The 17,904-nt window shown below is 46.5% G+C and carries 13 protein-coding genes and 4 tRNA genes; 16 read left to right on the top strand and 1 reads right to left on the bottom strand.

All coding sequences use genetic code 11. The annotated features are described in order from the left end of the window. Nucleotides 1-173 precede the first annotated feature (173 nt). The 3 genes from hrpA (at nucleotide 174) to FHQ30_RS11500 (ending at nucleotide 4,685) form a co-directional block, all read left to right on the top strand. Entirely contained in the window at nucleotides 174-4,037 is a 3,864-nt protein-coding gene (gene hrpA / locus FHQ30_RS11510; protein ID WP_267963757.1) for an ATP-dependent RNA helicase HrpA, read from the top strand. A gap of 202 nt (nucleotides 4,038-4,239) precedes the next feature. Next, nucleotides 4,240-4,590 carry a preprotein translocase subunit SecG gene (gene secG, locus FHQ30_RS11505; protein WP_132964165.1) on the top strand — a complete coding sequence of 117 codons (351 nt, stop codon included), beginning with the start codon at nucleotides 4,240-4,242 and terminating at the stop codon, nucleotides 4,588-4,590. Nucleotides 4,591-4,599: 9 nt separating this feature from the next. After that, a tRNA-Leu gene (locus FHQ30_RS11500) sits at nucleotides 4,600-4,685 on the top strand. Between the two features lie 153 nt (nucleotides 4,686-4,838). Here FHQ30_RS11500 and hemL read toward each other — a convergent pair. Further along, nucleotides 4,839-6,122, bottom strand: coding sequence for a glutamate-1-semialdehyde 2,1-aminomutase (hemL, locus tag FHQ30_RS11495; protein ID WP_139610558.1), 1,284 nt, complete (start codon nucleotides 6,120-6,122; stop codon nucleotides 4,839-4,841). A 230-nt stretch (nucleotides 6,123-6,352) separates the two neighbouring features. On the opposite strand from hemL, the gene wecA reads away from it, so the two are divergent. From wecA to FHQ30_RS11430, 13 genes are all read left to right on the top strand, one after another. Then, nucleotides 6,353-7,432, top strand: coding sequence for a UDP-N-acetylglucosamine--undecaprenyl-phosphate N-acetylglucosaminephosphotransferase (wecA, locus tag FHQ30_RS11490; protein ID WP_132964161.1), 1,080 nt, complete (start codon nucleotides 6,353-6,355; stop codon nucleotides 7,430-7,432). A 26-nt stretch (nucleotides 7,433-7,458) separates the two neighbouring features. Then, the gene (locus FHQ30_RS11485; RefSeq protein ID WP_139610559.1) at nucleotides 7,459-8,397 is read left to right on the top strand and encodes a Wzz/FepE/Etk N-terminal domain-containing protein; all 939 of its coding nucleotides are present in this window, start codon (nucleotides 7,459-7,461) and stop codon (nucleotides 8,395-8,397) included. Between the two features lie 15 nt (nucleotides 8,398-8,412). Then, a complete protein-coding gene (gene wecB / locus FHQ30_RS11480) occupies nucleotides 8,413-9,546 on the top strand; it encodes a non-hydrolyzing UDP-N-acetylglucosamine 2-epimerase (protein WP_139610560.1) in 1,134 nt (377 codons plus the stop codon). Nucleotides 9,547-9,568: 22 nt separating this feature from the next. After that, nucleotides 9,569-10,840, top strand: a complete 1,272-nt coding sequence (wecC, locus tag FHQ30_RS11475) for a UDP-N-acetyl-D-mannosamine dehydrogenase (RefSeq protein WP_139610561.1) — start codon at nucleotides 9,569-9,571, stop codon at nucleotides 10,838-10,840. A 5-nt stretch (nucleotides 10,841-10,845) separates the two neighbouring features. Beyond that, on the top strand, nucleotides 10,846-11,592 hold the full coding sequence (gene rffC / locus FHQ30_RS11470) for a dTDP-4-amino-4,6-dideoxy-D-galactose acyltransferase (RefSeq protein ID WP_139610562.1): 747 nt from the start codon (nucleotides 10,846-10,848) through the stop codon (nucleotides 11,590-11,592). Nucleotides 11,593-11,674: 82 nt separating this feature from the next. Next, nucleotides 11,675-12,808, top strand: a complete 1,134-nt coding sequence (gene rffA / locus FHQ30_RS11465) for a dTDP-4-amino-4,6-dideoxygalactose transaminase (RefSeq protein WP_267963758.1) — start codon at nucleotides 11,675-11,677, stop codon at nucleotides 12,806-12,808. A 54-nt stretch (nucleotides 12,809-12,862) separates the two neighbouring features. Beyond that, nucleotides 12,863-14,146 (top strand): lipid III flippase WzxE, encoded by a 1,284-nt coding sequence (gene wzxE / locus FHQ30_RS11460; protein ID WP_139610564.1) that lies wholly within the window; start codon nucleotides 12,863-12,865, stop codon nucleotides 14,144-14,146. After that, nucleotides 14,143-15,204, top strand: a complete 1,062-nt coding sequence (locus tag FHQ30_RS11455) for a TDP-N-acetylfucosamine:lipid II N-acetylfucosaminyltransferase family protein (protein ID WP_139610565.1) — start codon at nucleotides 14,143-14,145, stop codon at nucleotides 15,202-15,204. The genes wzxE and FHQ30_RS11455 overlap by 4 nt, the downstream gene beginning before the upstream one ends. 10 nt (nucleotides 15,205-15,214) lie before the next feature. Then, nucleotides 15,215-16,558 (top strand): ECA oligosaccharide polymerase, encoded by a 1,344-nt coding sequence (wzyE, locus tag FHQ30_RS11450; RefSeq protein ID WP_139610566.1) that lies wholly within the window; start codon nucleotides 15,215-15,217, stop codon nucleotides 16,556-16,558. Between the two features lie 10 nt (nucleotides 16,559-16,568). Further along, a complete protein-coding gene (gene wecG / locus FHQ30_RS11445) occupies nucleotides 16,569-17,297 on the top strand; it encodes a lipopolysaccharide N-acetylmannosaminouronosyltransferase (RefSeq protein ID WP_139610567.1) in 729 nt (242 codons plus the stop codon). A gap of 139 nt (nucleotides 17,298-17,436) precedes the next feature. Continuing rightward, nucleotides 17,437-17,513, top strand: a tRNA-Arg gene (locus tag FHQ30_RS11440). 42 nt (nucleotides 17,514-17,555) lie between these two features. Further along, nucleotides 17,556-17,631: transfer RNA gene (locus FHQ30_RS11435), tRNA-His, on the top strand. 35 nt (nucleotides 17,632-17,666) lie between these two features. Next, nucleotides 17,667-17,743 (top strand) — tRNA-Pro (locus FHQ30_RS11430). Nucleotides 17,744-17,904: the final 161 nt, after the last annotated feature.

Raw genomic sequence — 17,904 nt, 5'->3', positions numbered from 1 at the left:
GATATACAATCCGCCCCTACAATCCAAACGCAATATTGAGGGTTATCTATAATTTGATTTTGGCTTTTTTATAACGAATAAAATTAAGATAGAGAACCATTTTGCAAAATCCAAAAAACAAAAAACCGCACTTTAAGCGGCAGAAACCTGCCTTAACTCCGCTACAAAAAAACTTGCTTGATACGTTGGGTGAGCTGATGTTGGCGGATAAGCGTCGTTTGAGCTCACGGATTTACGGGCTGAACAATATCAAAAATGAACAGGCGCAAAGTGCGGTAGCTGCCGAGATCGAGCAGGCGATTGCGACGGCGAAAGTGCGGTTGGCACAGCGTCAGACCGCACTTGCGATCGAATATCCAGCGGATTTGCCGGTTAGTCAACGCCGTGCTGAGATTTTAAAAACTATTGCCGAACATCAAGTGGTGGTGATTGCCGGCGAAACCGGCTCGGGCAAAACCACCCAGTTGCCGAAAATGTGTCTGGAGTTGGGCTTAGGCACAAAAGGCATAATTGGGCATACTCAACCACGGCGGATTGCGGCACGGGCGGTAGCAGCACGAATTGCCGAAGAGCTGAAAACTGAGCTGGGTGATTTGGTCGGCTACAAAGTGCGGTTCAGCGATCAAGTCAGCGACAACAGCCGGGTCAAATTGATGACCGACGGGATTCTGCTGGCGGAGATTCAAACCGATCGTTACCTGAATCAATACGATACCTTGATTATCGACGAAGCGCATGAACGCAGCTTGAACAATGATTTTATTCTTGGTTATCTGAAACAGCTGTTGCCGAAACGTCCCGATTTAAAACTGATTATCACCTCGGCAACCATTGATGTGGAACGGTTTTCGCTGCATTTCAACAATGCGCCGATTATCGAGGTTTCCGGGCGTACCTATCCGGTGGAAGTGCGCTATCGCCCGCTGGTCGAGGAGGAAGATCAAGATCAGATTCAAGGCATTTTGAATGCGGTCGACGAATTGCAAGCGGAAGGACGTGGCGATATTTTGATTTTCCTCAGTGGCGAACGGGAAATTCGCGATACCGCCGATGCGTTGCAAAAACAGCAGTTGCGCCATACGGAAATCCTGCCGCTGTATGCCCGTTTATCGGCGCAGGAGCAGAACCGGATTTTCCGTCCCAGTGGTCTGAATCGGATTGTGTTGGCGACCAATGTGGCGGAAACCTCGCTCACGGTGCCGGGCATCAAATATGTGATCGACCCCGGCACCGCACGGATTTCACGTTACAGCTACCGCACTAAGGTGCAGCGGCTGCCGATTGAAGCGATTTCGCAGGCTTCCGCCAACCAGCGCAAAGGGCGTTGTGGTCGGGTATCCGAAGGGATTTGTATTCGGCTGTATTCCGAAGAGGATTTCAATGCCCGCCCTGAATTTACCGATCCGGAAATTTTGCGTACCAATCTTGCTTCGGTCATCTTGCAAATGACCGCACTTGGGCTGGACGATATTGAATCGTTCCCGTTTGTCGATGCGCCGGATCGCCGTTATATTCAAGACGGCATCAAACTGCTGGAAGAGCTGCAAGCTTTCGCTGTGGTCAAAAGCAAAAAAGGCGAACAGCGGCAATTGACTGCCGACGGTAAGCAGTTGGCGGCGTTGCCGGTCGATCCACGCTTGGCGAAAATGGTGTTGAGTGCGGCAAAATTCGGTTGTTTGCGTGAAATGATGATTATCGTGGCGGCATTGTCAATCCAAGATCCGCGCGAACGCCCGCAAGAAAAACAGCAGGCGGCCGATGAAAAACACCGCCGTTTTGCCGATGAACAATCGGATTTCTTGGCGTTTATCAATTTGTGGAATTATCTGCAAGAACAACAGAAAGCCTTGAGTAACAATCAATTCCGCCGTTTATGCAAAAGTGAATACCTAAATTATCTGCGCTTACGTGAGTGGCAGGATATTTATCATCAACTGCGCTTGAGCGTGCGTGAAATGGGACTGCATATCAATTCAACTGAAGCGGATTATGCTTCGATTCACCGTGCGCTGTTGACTGGTTTGCTGTCGCATATCGGGCTGAAAGAGGCGGAAAAGCAGCAGTATTTGGGGGCACGCAACACCCATTTTGCCGTATTCCCTAATTCGGTGCTGTTTAAGAAAAATCCGAAATGGTTAATAGCATCCGAATTGGTAGAAACCTCAAAATTGTGGGGGCGGATGCTGGCGAAGATCGAGCCGGAATGGATCGAACCGTTGGCCGGACATTTGACCAAATCCAGTTATGCCGAACCGCATTGGGAAAAAAGCAAAGGTGCGGTAATCGCCAATGAAAAAGTGGTGTTGTACGGCATTCCGATTGTGGCAAACCGCCCGATCAATTACGGCAATATCGATCCGCAGGAGAGCCGCGAAATCTTTATTCAAGCGGCATTGGTCGAGGGCAATTGGAATACCAAACATAAATTTTTCCACCAGAATCTGCGTTTGATTCGTGAAATTGAAGAGCTGGAACACAAAAGCCGTCGGCGTGATATTTTGGTCGATGAGCGGCAACTGTTTGAATTTTACGATCAACGAGTCGGGCAAGAAGTGGTGTCGCAAAAGCATTTTGACAGTTGGTGGAAAAAAACACAGCAGCGTGATCCGGAATTGTTGAATTTTGAAAAATCGTTTCTCACCAATGAAGATGCGCAAACCGTCAGCCAGTTGGATTTCCCGAATTTTTGGCAGCAGGGCAATTTAAAGCTGAAACTCAGTTACCAATTTGAGCCGGGCAGCGAAGCAGACGGGGTCACGGTGCATATTCCGTTGGCGTTGCTGAATCAGGTTGAGCCGCAAGGTTTTGATTGGCAGATTCCGGGTTTGAGGCGCGAATTGGTGATCAGCCTGATCAAAGCGTTGCCGAAAGCGGTGCGGCGTAATTTTGTGCCAGCGCCGAACTATGCCGAGGCATTTTTGGGGCGTGCCGAACCGTTGGCAAAACCGCTGTTGGAAAGCCTGCAATACGAACTGCGTCGCATGACGGGCGTGACGGTTGATCTGGAATTATGGCAGGCGGCGCAACTGGAACCGCACTTGAAGATCACGTTTCGGGTGATTGACGACAACGGGCGCAAAGTACGGGAAAGCACCGATTTGGATCAGCTGAAATTTGAGCTGAAAGATCAGGTGCAGCAAACCTTATCGGCGGTGGCGGACGACGGCATTGAACAGAGCGGCATTCATATCTGGAATTTTGATACGCTACCGCACTTTTACCAGCAGAAAAAGCGTGGCTACAGCGTGAAAGCTTATCCGGCGCTGGTTGACGAGCAGGATTCGGTCGGGATCAAACTGTTTGAAACCGAATTTGAACAGCAGCGTTCGATGCAGCAGGGACTACGCCGTTTATTGTTATTGAACGTACCGTCACCGATTAAATATCTGCATGAAAAACTGCCGAACAAATCCAAACTGGGCTTGTATTTCACCCCATTCGGGCGCGTGTTGGAGCTGATCGACGACTGTATCGCCGCAGCGGTCGATAAATTGGTGCAAGATTTTGGCGGAGTAGTGTGGCAAGAAGCGGAATTTCAGCGTTTGCGCGATAATGTGCGGGAAAATTTGAATGAAACCACGGTAGAAATCGCCAAACAGGTTGAGCAGATTTTAACCCTGACTTTTGCAATCAACAAGCGTCTGAAAGGCAAAATGGATTTCACCATGGCATTTGCGTTGTCGGATATTAAAGCGCAATTGGCAGGGCTGATTCATCCCGGCTTTGTGCAGCGCAACGGCGTTAAACGGCTGCCGGATCTGCTGCGCTATTTGCAAGCGATTGATAAACGGCTGGATAAACTGCTGCAAGATGTCAACCGTGATCGTGCCAATATGCTACGAGTGGAAGCCGTCAGCCAAGCCTATCAGCAATTGTTGGCAAAACTGCCGAAATCACAGCCGATAAACGATGAAATTTTAGAAATCCGTTATATGATTGAAGAACTGCGGGTCAGCCTGTTCGCCCAGCAACTTGGTACTGCATATCCGATTTCGGATAAACGGGTGCTGCTGGCGATACAAGGAGCGAATAATTAAAACGGTACGGTAAAGTGCGGTTTTATTGAGATTGTAGGGTCTGTTGATCTTTTACCGGTATGGTTGATTGAAATTAAATCAGTTAAAAACGATTTCAAAAAATAAACTTGCACAGCTTTCAGCCTTTCGCTAGTATGCACAAGTTAAATTTAATTATTTTGGCTTTGTCATCGACAGGGCTATAAATCAAGTGTAGAGAATTATGTACGAAATTTTAATTATCGCCTATATTGTGGTATCGATTGTGTTAATCGGCTTTATCCTGTTGCAGCAAGGCAAAGGCGCAGATATGGGTGCTTCTTTCGGATCAGGCGCTTCAGGCACTATCTTTGGCGCAGCAGGCTCAGCGAACTTTTTATCACGCACCACTGCGATTTTTGCGATTCTGTTTTTTGTGATTGCGTTGGTTATTGGCAATATCAACACGCACCGCCAAGCGCCACAAGGTACTTTTGATGATCTGAGCAACGAAGCGCAAAGTTTGCAGCAAAATACCACCGCTCCGGCGTTGGATGTACCGTCAACCAAACCGAACAGTGATATTCCTCAATAATCGTTAAACGCCTTGGTGGTGGAATTGGTAGACACGCTATCTTGAGGGGGTAGTGTCCATAGGATGTGCGGGTTCAAATCCCGCCCAAGGCACCAAAATCTATCTCGTAGCCTTTAGCAGGCTAACGAAAAAGTTAAATAAAGCCAGTAAAATCAACGTTTTACTGGCTTTTTCTTGTCTTTCTCTTGCCGTGCCTATCGTAGCTTAAAGCCGTTTCAGCGAAACGGCTCAGATCTGGATTAAGGCTATTAATTCCACTGTGCAAAGCAGGCTTCAGCGGCATCTAGTGTTTTTTCGATATCCGCTTCGCTGTGTGCCAGTGACATAAAACCGGCTTCAAAGGCGGATGGGGCGAGGTAAATACCTTTTTCCAGCATGGCGTGAAAGAACTGTTTGAAGCGTTCGCTGTCGCACGCCATCACTTGTTGATAGCTGGTGACCTCGTTTTGTTCCGTGAAATAGATACCGAACATCCCACCAACATAATTGACTACCAATGGGATATGGTGTTTGGCGGCGCGCTGTTTTAAGCCTTCGGCAAGCCAGCGGGTTAAATCGGCTAATTTTTGTTCGTTACCGCACTTGGCTAATTCGGTGAGGCAAGCCAGCCCTGCTGCCATCGCAATCGGATTGCCGGAGAGCGTGCCGGCTTGGTAAACCGGGCCGATGGGGGCGAGGTGTTGCATAATCGCTTTTTTGCCACCGAAGGCGCCGACCGGCATACCGCCGCCGATCACTTTGCCTAAACAGGTAAGATCAGGTTTCACATTATAATGCGTTTGTGCACCGCCTAATGCGACACGGAAGCCAGTCATCACCTCGTCGATAATCAGTAATGCACCGTATTGATCGCACAGCTGGCGTAGTCCTTGCAAAAAGCCGTCTTTCGGTGGTACGCAGTTCATATTGCCGGCAACAGGTTCCACGATAATACAAGCAATCTCGTTCGGATATTGCGCAAATGCCTGTTTAACCGAATCCAAATCGTTATATTGGCAGACGTGGGTGTGTTTGGTGAAATCAGCAGGTACACCGGGCGAGCTCGGTTGCCCTAAGGTTAAGGCGCCAGAACCGGCTTTCACCAGCAACGCATCGGCGTGGCCGTGATAACAGCCTTCGAATTTGATGATTTTATCGCGTTGGGTGTAGCCGCGTGCTAAGCGAATGGCGGACATGGTGGCTTCGGTGCCGGAGCTGACCATACGCACCATCTCAATCGACGGAATCAATCGGCAAACCAGCTCTGCCAGTTCTATCTCAAGCGCGGTCGGTGCACCAAAACTCAAGCCTTTTTGTGCAGTGTCGATCACGGCATTGCGAATGGCGGGGTGGTTATGCCCTAGAATCATCGGGCCCCATGAGCCGACATAATCGATATATTTTTGCCCGTCGCTGTCATAAATATAGGCACCGTCAGCTTTTTCGATAAATAACGGTGTGCCGCCAACCCCTTTAAAGGCGCGCACTGGCGAGTTGACACCGCCGGGAATGCGCTGTTGTGCTTGTTGAAATAATTGTTCAGAATGGTTCATCAAGGTGATTCCTATTTAATCAGATAACGGATTTGAGTAGGTTATTGTACTTTAAATTGCCCTTTTTTATGTAGAAATAAAAAAAGATTCTCGACTGAATTTATCTTTATGCTATTCTTGCGCAATTTAGAACAGCAAAAATAGCACGATTATAGTAGCATTGCTGTTGGTTAGAGATGGTCATGAAGACCGTATCCTATAACTCCTAATTCAGGAAAATGAAGTTTTATATGTGGCTATCATTATTACTGCCTTTTATCGTTTCATTTAGCGTTCTCGTTTTTATTCGTCCTTTAGCACAAAAAGTCGGCTTGGTCGATAAACCTAATTACCGCAAACGCCATCAAGGGGCGATTCCGTTGATCGGCGGTATCGCGCTATTTATTGGTAATCTCAGCTTTTATCTGCTGCAATGGAATGAGATGCGCTTTCCTTATCTTTATCTGTTCTGTGTTACCGTGTTGCTGGTGGTCGGGGTGTTTGACGATCGATTCGACATTAGCCCGTTTTTAAGGGCGGTGATTCAGATTATTCTTGCCGGCATGATGATTCACTATGCCCATCTTGAATTGGCTTCGTTGGGGCAGATTATCGGTCCATTCCAACTGCAATTGGGCTCACTCTCGTTTGTGGTCACGGTGTTGATTACTTTGGCGGTGATCAATGCGTTTAATATGATCGACGGCATTGACGGTTTGCTCGGCGGTTTGTCCAGTGTGACTTTCGGCGCAGTGGCATTGTTGATGTTGCTGGACGGGCAGATCAATTTAGCAGTGTGGTGTTTGGCTCTTATTTTGGTTATTTTGCCGTATGCGCTGTTTAATTTGGGCGCATTTGGTGTAAAAAACAAAGTGTTTATGGGCGACTCCGGCAGCACCTTAATTGGTTTTACAGTGATTTGGATTTTGTTGCTCAGCACTCAGGGCAGCGGGCATCCGATTAATCCGGTGACCGCACTTTGGGTGATTGCTATTCCATTGATTGATATGGTAGCGGTGATTTTTCGCCGTTTGCGTCAAGGGAAAAGTCCGTTTCGTCCCGATCGCCTGCATTTGCACCATCTGATGATGCGTGCCGGTTTAAGCTCACGCCAAGCACTGTTTTTGATTACCTTCGTTGCTGCGTTATTTGCCGGTTTTGGTATTTTGGGGGAAATCTATTATATTGACGAATGGATTATGTTTGCCCTGTTTATCCTACTGTTTTTTATTTATTATTACTCCATCGCCCGAGCTTGGCGCGTCACCCGCTTGATTAAACGGATGCGTCGCCGTGCATCACGTTATAAAAAGACACATTTGAAACCATAACGCTTACCATAAAAAAGGATTTTTTTATGTCGGAACATAACCCATCTCGGCAACATGCGCCGCAACAGTCTCAACAAATAGAACAGCTTGATCTGCTTGCATTTGTCACTATTCTTTGGCGCAAAAGCTGGTTAATTCTGCTATTAATGGGGGGGGCAGCTGCACTAGCCTATGTTGTAACTGCTTTTGTTGTAAAACCCTCTTGGCGTGCAGAAGCCTATATTGAAGCCCCGCGAGAAAATGAATTGGGCAATTATTATGCGCTGTACAATATGTACAACTTGATTTCGGCTGACTCAAGTGCTGTTCAACCGCAGCAAACGCTAAGTGGTAATGCAGTCAATGCTGAACCGCTGACCCTGCCGCAATCGGTTTATCAACAGTTTGTCCAACAGGTTAAATCTTATGATGTTTTGAAAAACTTCTGGCTCAGCACAGATTATTATAAACAGATGATGACTGGTGATAAAAATCATGACGACGGTTTGTTGGAAAGCCTGATCACCAGCGTCAATTTTGTCGAAGGCAATGCGCGCAATAACAGCAATGATAAACTTGAGCTGACCTTGAACAATCCGAAACAGGCGGCAGAGCTATTGACGGCATTTGTGGCATACGCCAATATTACGACCCGTCAGACCGAATATACCCGTTTGATCAGCCAATGGAAAACTCTGTTTGATCAAGTCAACTTGGCAGTCAGCAACAAGTTGGAACAAGATCAGCGAGGCAATATTGTGCCGGCTTCGGTTTGGCAGAGCAAATTGGCGATGATGACGTCGGTGCAGCCGTTGGATAATCAATTCAGTGCTTTTCACTACTTGAAAACGCCGGCACAGCCGTTATCTCCGAGCAGTCCGAACGCAATGTTGTGGATCTTGGCAGCGGCCTTTGCTGCACTATTGTTAGGTTCTGCGCTGGCGATTATTTTGGCGTTAAGGCAATATGCCGCTAGCAACAAATAGGTGAAGATTTTTAATATGAAAAAATTCAAAATATTAACGGTTTTCGGCACCCGTCCGGAAGCGATTAAAATGGCGCCGTTGGCACAAGCGTTAGCGGATGATCCACAAATTGAAGCGAAAGTGTGTGTCACCGCCCAACACCGTCAAATGTTGGATCAAGTGCTGAACCTGTTTGAACTGGTACCGGATTATGACTTGAATATCATGAAAGCCGGGCAGGATCTGACTGATATCAGTGTGCGCATCTTGCAGGAGTTGAAGCCGGTATTAAGCGAATTTAAACCGGATTTAGTGCTGGTACACGGCGACACCACGACCACATTTGCCACCAGTTTGGCGTGTTATTACCAACAGATTAAAGTGGGGCATGTTGAAGCAGGCTTGCGTACCGGCAATATCTATTCGCCATGGCCGGAGGAGGGCAACCGTTGTCTGACCGGTGCGATTGCCAGTTACCATTTTGCGCCGACGTTGAGTTCGCAGCAGAATCTGTTAGAGGAAAACAAACCGAGCGGCAGTATCGTGGTCACGGGGAATACCGTGATTGATGCGTTGTTGTGGGTCAAACAAAAATTGGCGGCAGATACCGCACTTTCAACACAATTAGCGCAGCGCTACCCGTTTTTGGATCCACAGAAAAAATTAGTGTTAGTCACCGGACACCGCCGTGAAAGTTTTGGCGCTGGCTTTGAACGCATTTGTCAAAGCATTGCCAGTTTGGCAAAAAATCATGCTGATATTCAGGTGGTTTATCCGGTGCATATGAATCCGAATGTGCGCGAGCCGGTCGAACGCTGGTTATCGGGCATGGACAATGTATTTTTGATAGAACCGCAGGACTACCTGCCGTTTGTTTATTTGATGAACAGTGCCTACCTGATCTTGACCGACTCAGGTGGGATTCAGGAAGAAGCGCCGTCACTGGGCAAACCGGTGTTGGTGATGCGTGAGACCACCGAACGCCCGGAAGCGGTGCAAGCCGGGACGGTACGCTTGGTCGGCACTGATCCGCAACGGATCATCACAGAGGTTGAGCGATTATTGAACGAGCCATTGCACTATCAAAGCATGGCAAAAGCCAATAATCCTTATGGCGACGGTAAGGCTTGCGAAAGAATCATTACCGCCATTAAACAATTTTTGGCATAACAGCCAGTTAGAGTAAAAGGTTATGAGTACAGAATTTAATACAATTTCGGTCATCGGTTTAGGGTATATCGGCTTGCCGACGGCGACCGCATTTGCCAGCAGTGGTAAACGCGTGTTGGGTGTGGATCTGAACCGCTATGCGGTGGATACCATCAATCAAGGCAAAATTCATATTGTTGAACCTGATTTAGATGTGGCAGTGAAAAGTGCGGTTGAACAAGGACTGTTGACGGCCAGTACTAAAGTGCTGCCAGCCGATGCTTTTTTAATTGCCGTGCCAACCCCGTTTAAAGACCATTATCAGCCGGATTTGAGTTATGTCGAATCAGCGACAAAAAATATTGCGCCGGTGTTGCAAAAAGGCAATTTGGTGGTGCTGGAATCGACTTCACCGGTTGGTGCCACCGAACAGGTAGAGCAGTGGTTGATAGAATTACGTCCTGATTTAAGTTTTCCATCACAAGCAGGCGACCAAGCAGATATTAAACTGGCGTATTGTCCGGAGCGTGTGCTGCCGGGCAAAATTATGCAAGAATTATTCTCTAATGATCGCGTAATCGGTGGTTTATCACCAGCTTGCGCCGAGCAAGCAGCACGTTTGTACCAATTATTCGTCAAAGGTGAATGTATTGTAACTAACGCGCGTACTGCGGAAATGTGCAAACTGACTGAAAACAGCTTTCGTGATGTCAATATTGCGTTTGCCAACGAACTGTCGCTGATCTGTGATCATTTGAAAATCAGTGTTTGGGAACTGATTAAGCTGGCGAATCGTCACCCGCGTGTGAATATTTTGCAGCCGGGCGCTGGCGTCGGCGGACACTGCATTGCAGTGGATCCGTGGTTTATCGTGGCACAAAGTCCGGAGCAGGCAAGGTTGATCCGCACTGCTCGTGAAGTCAACGACTATAAACCGCACTGGGTGATCGAGCAGGTTAAACAGGCGCTGGCTGAAGCCGTAACACAACGTGATTGTAAGGCGTCAGAGATCACGATTGCCTGTTTGGGTTTGGCATTCAAACCGGATATCGACGATTTGCGGGAAAGCCCGGCAGTGGAAATTACCGCAGAATTGGCCGAATGGCATGTGGGCAAAGTGTTGGCGGTAGAGCCGAATATTGAAAAATTATCGGCGCAACTACAACAAAAGGTGCAATTAACTGAATTGGATCAAGCCTTAACCGAAGCGGATATTTTGGTGTTATTGGTCGATCATAAACAATTTAAAGCGGTTGCGCCGCAACAAATTCAGCAGCAATGGGTGATTGATACCCGTGGAATTTGGAGACGCTAAGCAACATGGCAAAGTGCGGTTTTGAGCTGATCAGCAATCAGTGGGAAAGTGAATTTTTCGGGCAACGGATTGCAAAATTGCAATTTTTGCCAGCGCAGACCGCACTTTCGCCTGAATTTAACAAGCTTGAATTTAATCAAGGAAGTGCGGTTTGGCACGATTTTGATCTGGTGCAATGCAAACTGCACGCCGATCAATTGTCGCAGATACACCAATTGCAAAGCTTAGGCTTTGAATTTGTCGAAGGCGAGTTGGATTTCTGCTTGTCATTAAATCAGGGAATGCAAAGCGATTCAGGTTTCAGTATCGCCGCTATCGATGACATTGAGCAATTGGAAGCGATTTTCAGCAGTGCATTTTTAAGCAGCCGTTTTCGTCAGCCGTGGTTCAGCGCTGAGCAAAACAGCCGTTTTTACCGCACTTGGATTCGTAAAGCGGTGTTGGCGCAATTTGATGATCTGTGTTTGTTGCTGAAAAATCAACACAATGAAATTCAGGGGGCGATTAGCTTGCGCGCGATTGACTCAGCCCAAGCCAGAGTGGGTTTGTTGGCGGTTGCTGAACACGCCAGAGGGCGTGGCATTGCCAAGCAATTATTGCAAAGTGCGGTCAACTGGTGTTTGCAGCAGCAAAAGCAACAGCTTTGGATTGCCACCCAAGCCAATAACCGCCAAGCGATCAACCTCTACCAAAAACAGGCACGGCTCGAACAGATCAGCTATTGGTTTTATCATTCCAAAAAGCGTCTATAGCTCAAATGTCTATAGCTCAAATGATAAACAAGTATCAACAGCCCCTAATAAACGAATAAGCATTATAAGCAGTAAAGGATAGATTATGATTCCATTTAACAAACCGCCGGTTGTCGGCACCGAACAGCAGCAAATCGCTAAAGCGTTGACCTCCGGCAAACTCAGTGGCGACGGCCCGTTCACTAAATTGGCAGAACAGTGGCAGCAACAGCAGTTCAACGCAAAAAAAGTGTTGTTGACTCCGTCATGCACCGCCTCGTTAGAAATGGCGGCGCTGCTAATTGATATTCAGCCGGGTGATGAAGTAATTATGCCGAGCTACACGTTTGTTTCCACCGCTAATGCGTTTGTGTTGCGCGGTGCAAAAATTGTGTTTGTCGATATTCGTCCCGACACCATGAACTTGGACGAGAGCAAGATTGAAGCCGCAATCACACCAAAAACTAAAGCGATTGTGCCAGTACATTACGCCGGAGTAGCGTGTGAAATGGATTCCATTATGGCGCTTGCCGAGAAACACAAACTGTGGGTGATCGAAGATGCGGCGCAAGGCGTGATGGCGAATTATAAAGGCAAAGCGTTAGGCACAATAGGGCATATCGGTTGTTACAGTTTCCATGAAACCAAAAATTACACCGCCGGTGGCGAAGGCGGTGCAACGCTAGTGAATGACGCAAGTTTGATCGAACGTGCAGAGATTATCCGCGAAAAAGGGACTAACCGCAGCCAATTCTTCCGTGGACAAGTGGATAAATATACCTGGCGCGATATGGGATCCAGTTTCTTGATGTCGGATCTGCAAGCGGCATATCTGTATGCACAACTGGAAGCGGCAGAGCCGATCAATCAACGTCGGTTAGCCATCTGGCAGCAGTATTACCAGGCGTTTCAACCGTTTGCCGGTCAACGTGTTGAGCTACCGTCGATTCCGCAGGATTGCCAGCACAATGCGCATATGTTCTACCTAAAACTGAATGATGTGGCTGACCGTACTTCATTCATTGATGCCCTGAAAGCGGCAGAGATTATGAGCGTGTTCCACTATGTGCCGTTGCATTCCAGTCCGGCGGGCGAAAAATTTGGGCGGTTTGCGGGAGAAGATCAATTTACCACTCAAGAAAGTGAGCGCTTGGTGCGTTTGCCGCTGTTTTATAATATGACGGACAGTGAAGTGGAAAAGGTGATTTCGGTTGTGATAGCGTATTTGCAAGCATAAGTGTGACCGCACTTGGTGCTATATTAAGCCCTGATAAAGTGCGGTAGTGTAGCTATGAAAAAATCACTTGGAAGTACGACTATCTGGACAGCTTCGTCCACGTTGGTGAAAATTCTTGTCGGCTTACTGGTCGTCAAGTTGCTGGCTGTGGCGTTTGGCACCGAAGGTGTTGGGCGTGCGGCTAACTACATGACATTGTTGACCGTGCTTGGCGTATTTGCCGGCGGCGGAATCTTCAACGGTGTGACCAAATATGTGGCGGAATATGAAGAAAAGCCCGCACAGTTACAAGCGGTGTTAGCCACCTCTTCATTGATTATCTTGCTGTTTTCGGCACTGGTTGGCATTTTACTGTTCGGCTTCGCCGTGCCGATTGCAGATTTTCTATTTGCCGAAAACGGCTATCAAAGCGTGATCCGAGTGCTGGCGGTGCTGCAATTCGGCATTGCCCTGAGCAACTATTTTCTGGCGATCTTGCGTGGACAACGCAATGCTAAAGCCAATGCGCTCAGTATCATCATCGGCTCGCTGTTAGGTATGCTGCTGTTTTTACTGGCACAGCACTATTTGGGCTATCAAGGAGCACTAATTGGTTTGGCATTGATTCCGGCGCTCACATTTTTGCCTGCGATCGTTGTTCTCAAAAAGTCATTTTCATTGAGATTATTCAAACCGCACTTTGAGTCTCAACAAGCGAAAAAATTACTCAAATTTTCCGGCATGGTGTTGATCACTGCGATTACGTTGCCGGTGGCTTATATTGTCATGCGTGATCGACTGCTGGAATTTTATAGCCTGCACGATGTTGGTTTATGGCAAGGCGTCAGCAAGATTTCTGATGCCTATTTGCAATTTATCACCGCTGCATTTTCGGTATATTTGCTGCCGACGTTTGCCAAATTAAACGATCCTTGTCAAATTCAGCGCGAAGTGGGCAAAGCATTAAAATTTGTGCTGCCGACGGTGTTGTTGGTTAGCCTAGCAATCTATCTGTTGCGGGAGCTGGTGATTCGGATTCTGTTTTCTGAGCAGTTTTTGCCGATGGAGAATCTGTTTATCTGGCAACTATTGGGCGATGTGTTTAAAGTATCGGCGTATGTGTTCGGTTATCTGATCGTGGCGAAAGCGGCATTAAAACTGTATGTCTTGGCAGAAATTAGCCAGTTTATTTTATTATTGGGCACGTCTTATTGGCTGATCCCGCTCAATGGCGCAGTCGGTGCAACCCAGTCGTATTTGATCACTTATTTCAGTTATTTTATGCTGTGTGCTATCGGCTTTGTACTTTACTTAAAAAGAGCCGACCATCCACCAACCCGCAGTAAGGACCAATCATGAGAATTTGCCATATTTTGGGCTCGAATATTCCGCACCATAACCAAACCGTGATGGCGTTTTTCCGTGAACAATTATGGGAACGGATTCCACCGCAAGCACGTGCGGCATTTTATATTGTCGGCGGCGGCAGTGAAAATGATCCGCCGGAAGTGAAACGTTTTGCCAGCAAAAAAGCGCTGGCTGACTTCTTACTTAAAGAAGTTAAACAACGGTCAGATACTTTCTATCTGCTGCATGGACAGTTCAATGTTGGCTTGTGGCTGGCGATATTATGCAATAAATTACCGCTGGATCGCATCGGTTGGCATATTTGGGGGGCAGATTTGTATGAAGATTCCAACCAACTGCAATTCAAACTGTTTTACCCGCTGCGGCGTATGGCACAGAAAAAATTACGCCATGTGTTTGCTACCGTCGGTGATTTGCAACGGTTCAAGCAAATTAATCCGAATGCAGAACAAACAGTACTGTATTTTCCGACAAAAATGGATCCAAGTTTAAAACCGCCTTTAGCCAGTGCGGTTAGCGATCGTCCGTTGACGATATTGTTGGGCAATTCCGGCGATCAATCCAACCGCCATCTAGAAGCGTTACAACGCATTAAGGCGCAATTGGGCGATCAAGTGCAGATTTTGATCCCAATGGGTTACCCCGAAAATAATCAAGAATATATCAATAAAGTTAAAAATAAAGCCGCTGAATTGTTTGCTGCAAGTGCGGTCACGGTGTTTGAACAGCGGATTGATTTTCAAGACTATTTATCCATGCTGGCACAATGTGATGCCGGCTATTTTATTTTTTCTCGCCAGCAGGGTATCGGCACGATTTGTTTATTGACACAATTTAATATTCCGTTGGTGCTGAACTGCGAAAATCCGTTTTGTCTGGATATGCAACAACAGCAAATCCCGTTTGTCGAGTTGGCGGAGGTCAGCCGCGAAAGCTTAAATCGCGCCAAAGTGCGGTTGGCACAATTGGATAAAAGTCGGATTGATTTTTTCGCACCGAACTTTGTTCAAGGCTGGCTGGAACTGCTGCAAAAACTGGCACAAAAATAAGAGATCAACTATGTTAACCTTAGCTCAACTTAGCATTTTGGTGCTGCTTTACACTTTTTCGGTGATCTTGATTGGCTATTTAGCCTATCAATCATTCAAAAAAGTGCGGTTTTCTTTTCATCTATTATTCACTTTGGTTTATTTACTGACGTTTTATTTAGGCTTTCCGTTTAGCATGGTGCTGGCATTCGGTTTCAATGTGCCGTTGCTGCCGTTTGAGATCCTGTTTATAACTCAATTTTCAGCGCTGATATTTTATCTGCTGTATTATGTGGCATATCAAGTGCGGTTGCTACCAGGTAAAATTCAACCAGTAACTGTCACTGTCGCAACCGCTCGCCAATATTCCGCTTCAGAAGCGATTATCGCCGGTGTGATATTACTTTTGGTGGCATTGGTGACCATCGGTCTGTTTTTCAGTTTTAACGGCTTTTTGTTGTTCAAACTTGACAGCTACAGCCAAATTTTCTCACAAAGCGTCAGCGGAACCGCACTTAAACGCTTTTTCTACTTCTTTTTACCGGCGCTGTTGATTTTCTATTTCTTGAAACCGAGCAAGCTAAACTGGCTGTTATTTTTATTGTTTGGCGTGAGTTTCGGTGTGTTGACCTATTTATTGGTGGGCGGAACTCGTGCCAATATCGCGCTGGCAGTGGCAATTTTCTTCTTCATCGGCATCAGCAAGAATTATATTTCAATCATGACGTTGGCAATTGCCGGTGGGGTAGCGATTGTGGCGATGTTCGGATTAGCATTGGCACGTTACGGTTTGGATGTCAGTGGCAGTGAGGCGTTTTATACCTTTTTGTATTTAACCCGCGATACCTTTTCGCCATGGGAAAATCTAGCACTGCTGTTCTCGTATTACCAAAAGATTGAATTCCAAGGATTGGCGCCGATTATCCGTGATTTTTATGTCTTTATTCCTAAAGGATTATGGGAAAATCGTCCGGATTTAGTGGTTAATTCCGCCAACTATTTTACCTGGGAAGTGCTGAATTATTATGCGGGGCTGGCGATTTCACCAACGCTGCTCGGATCATTTTTAATTATGGGGGGCGTACCGTTGATGGTGTTGGGCGCGCTGTTGTGTGGCTGGTTGTTGAAGGCAATGGATTATTTTTACCAATACGGCAAAACCGCACTTCAGCGTAGCAATGGTGCCTTGATTCAAGCTTATTGCTTCGCCAATATCTTTAATATTATCGTTTTAGTCAGGGAAGGAATCGATGCCTTTGTGTCGCGTTTTGTGTTCTTTGCCTTGATTTTTATCATTGCGGTATTGTTAGCAAAAGTGATTGTATTACTGTTTCGACAAACCGGTAGTGTACAAATAAAATTAATCAAATCTTGAGAGTAGAAAAATAATGGAAAAAGTAACTATCCGTGGTATCGATATTTTAGCCGTTAAAGATCAAACCACCTTTTTAGATTTTTTGTTACATGAAAACGGCGTGCAGCAAGGCAAGTTAATTGCAATTAATGCAGAAAAAATTATCACCGCTGAAAAACAACCGGAAATTAAGCAACTGCTGCTGAATGCCGAATTTAAATATGCGGACGGCATGAGTATTGTTAAATCCATTCAGAAAAAATACCCGCAATACCGCACTTTGCAACGGGTGGCTGGCTGTGATTTGTGGTATGCCTTGATGGAAAAGGCGGGAAAATTGCAGACACCGGTATTTTTGGTCGGTGGGCAGCCGGCGGTGTTGGCAGAAACCGAACAAAAATTAAAAGCACAATGGCAGGTGAATTTAGTCGGGTCGCAAGACGGCTATTTTAAAGCAGAGCAGCAAGCAGAATTAATCGAAAAAATTAAAGCCAGTGGTGCGAAAATTATCACGGTCGCAATGGGATCACCAAAGCAAGAGCGGTTTATGCAGGCGTGCCAACAGGCGTATCCGCAAGCATTATATATGGGCGTTGGTGGTACTTATGATGTTTTTACCGGAAGAGTTAAACGTGCGCCATTAATCTGGCAAAAAGCCAATTTAGAGTGGTTGTACCGTTTATTAAGCCAACCGACACGTTGGCGTAGACAAGTGAATCTGCTGAAATATGCGTATTATTATTTGACGAATAAATTATGATTGCGCAGGCAAAATAAACAGAAAATTAGGAAATAATCGCCAATTTGCATATTTTAACAGCAGGCGAGAAAAAAAAACGAAAAAGCACTAGACAAGTTATTCAGAAACACTTAATATGCGCCCCGCAACGACGCGATGTGCGCTCGTAGCTCAGTTGGATAGAGCGTTGGCCTCCGGAGCCAAAGGTCTCAGGTTCGAATCCTGTCGAGCGCGCCATGCGTTCGCATTTGATTCAGCTAACGCTTGTCAACATCAATGGTGGCTATAGCTCAGTTGGTAGAGCCCCGGATTGTGATTCCGGTTGTCGTGGGTTCAAGTCCCATTAGCCACCCCATTTACTTCTTGTCAGTTATGCTAAGAAGTAGCAATCGGCGAGTAGCGCAGCTTGGTAGCGCAACTGGTTTGGGACCAGTGGGTCGTAGGTTCAAATCCTATCTCGCCGACCATTTCACTTTTTAAAAGTTGAAATAGCCTTGCAAAATAAAGGCAAGGATTTTTGTTCTTTAACAATATATCAGACAATCTGTGTGGGCACTTGTGCAAGACATTGGTGAAGTCTTACTGAGTTTCAGTAGGACGTAAAAAATAAACTAAAGTCTTAATGAGT

This window comes from Testudinibacter sp. 'clade 2' (assembly GCF_006227735.1).
Taxonomy (GTDB): Bacteria; Pseudomonadota; Gammaproteobacteria; order Enterobacterales; family Pasteurellaceae; genus Chelonobacter.
Note: the sequence above shows the minus strand (reverse complement) of the source record. Positions and strands in the feature narration are given on the sequence as shown.

Coding starts and splice junctions, on each gene's coding strand:
- secG (WP_132964165.1), top strand. CDS start 4,240: ATGTACGAAATTTTAATTATCGCCTATATTGTGGTATCGATTGTGTTA.
- hemL (WP_139610558.1), bottom strand. CDS start 6,122: ATGAACCATTCTGAACAATTATTTCAACAAGCACAACAGCGCATTCCC.
- wecA (WP_132964161.1), top strand. CDS start 6,353: ATGTGGCTATCATTATTACTGCCTTTTATCGTTTCATTTAGCGTTCTC.
- FHQ30_RS11485 (WP_139610559.1), top strand. CDS start 7,459: ATGTCGGAACATAACCCATCTCGGCAACATGCGCCGCAACAGTCTCAA.
- wecB (WP_139610560.1), top strand. CDS start 8,413: ATGAAAAAATTCAAAATATTAACGGTTTTCGGCACCCGTCCGGAAGCG.
- wecC (WP_139610561.1), top strand. CDS start 9,569: ATGAGTACAGAATTTAATACAATTTCGGTCATCGGTTTAGGGTATATC.
- rffC (WP_139610562.1), top strand. CDS start 10,846: ATGGCAAAGTGCGGTTTTGAGCTGATCAGCAATCAGTGGGAAAGTGAA.
- wzxE (WP_139610564.1), top strand. CDS start 12,863: ATGAAAAAATCACTTGGAAGTACGACTATCTGGACAGCTTCGTCCACG.
- FHQ30_RS11455 (WP_139610565.1), top strand. CDS start 14,143: ATGAGAATTTGCCATATTTTGGGCTCGAATATTCCGCACCATAACCAA.
- wzyE (WP_139610566.1), top strand. CDS start 15,215: ATGTTAACCTTAGCTCAACTTAGCATTTTGGTGCTGCTTTACACTTTT.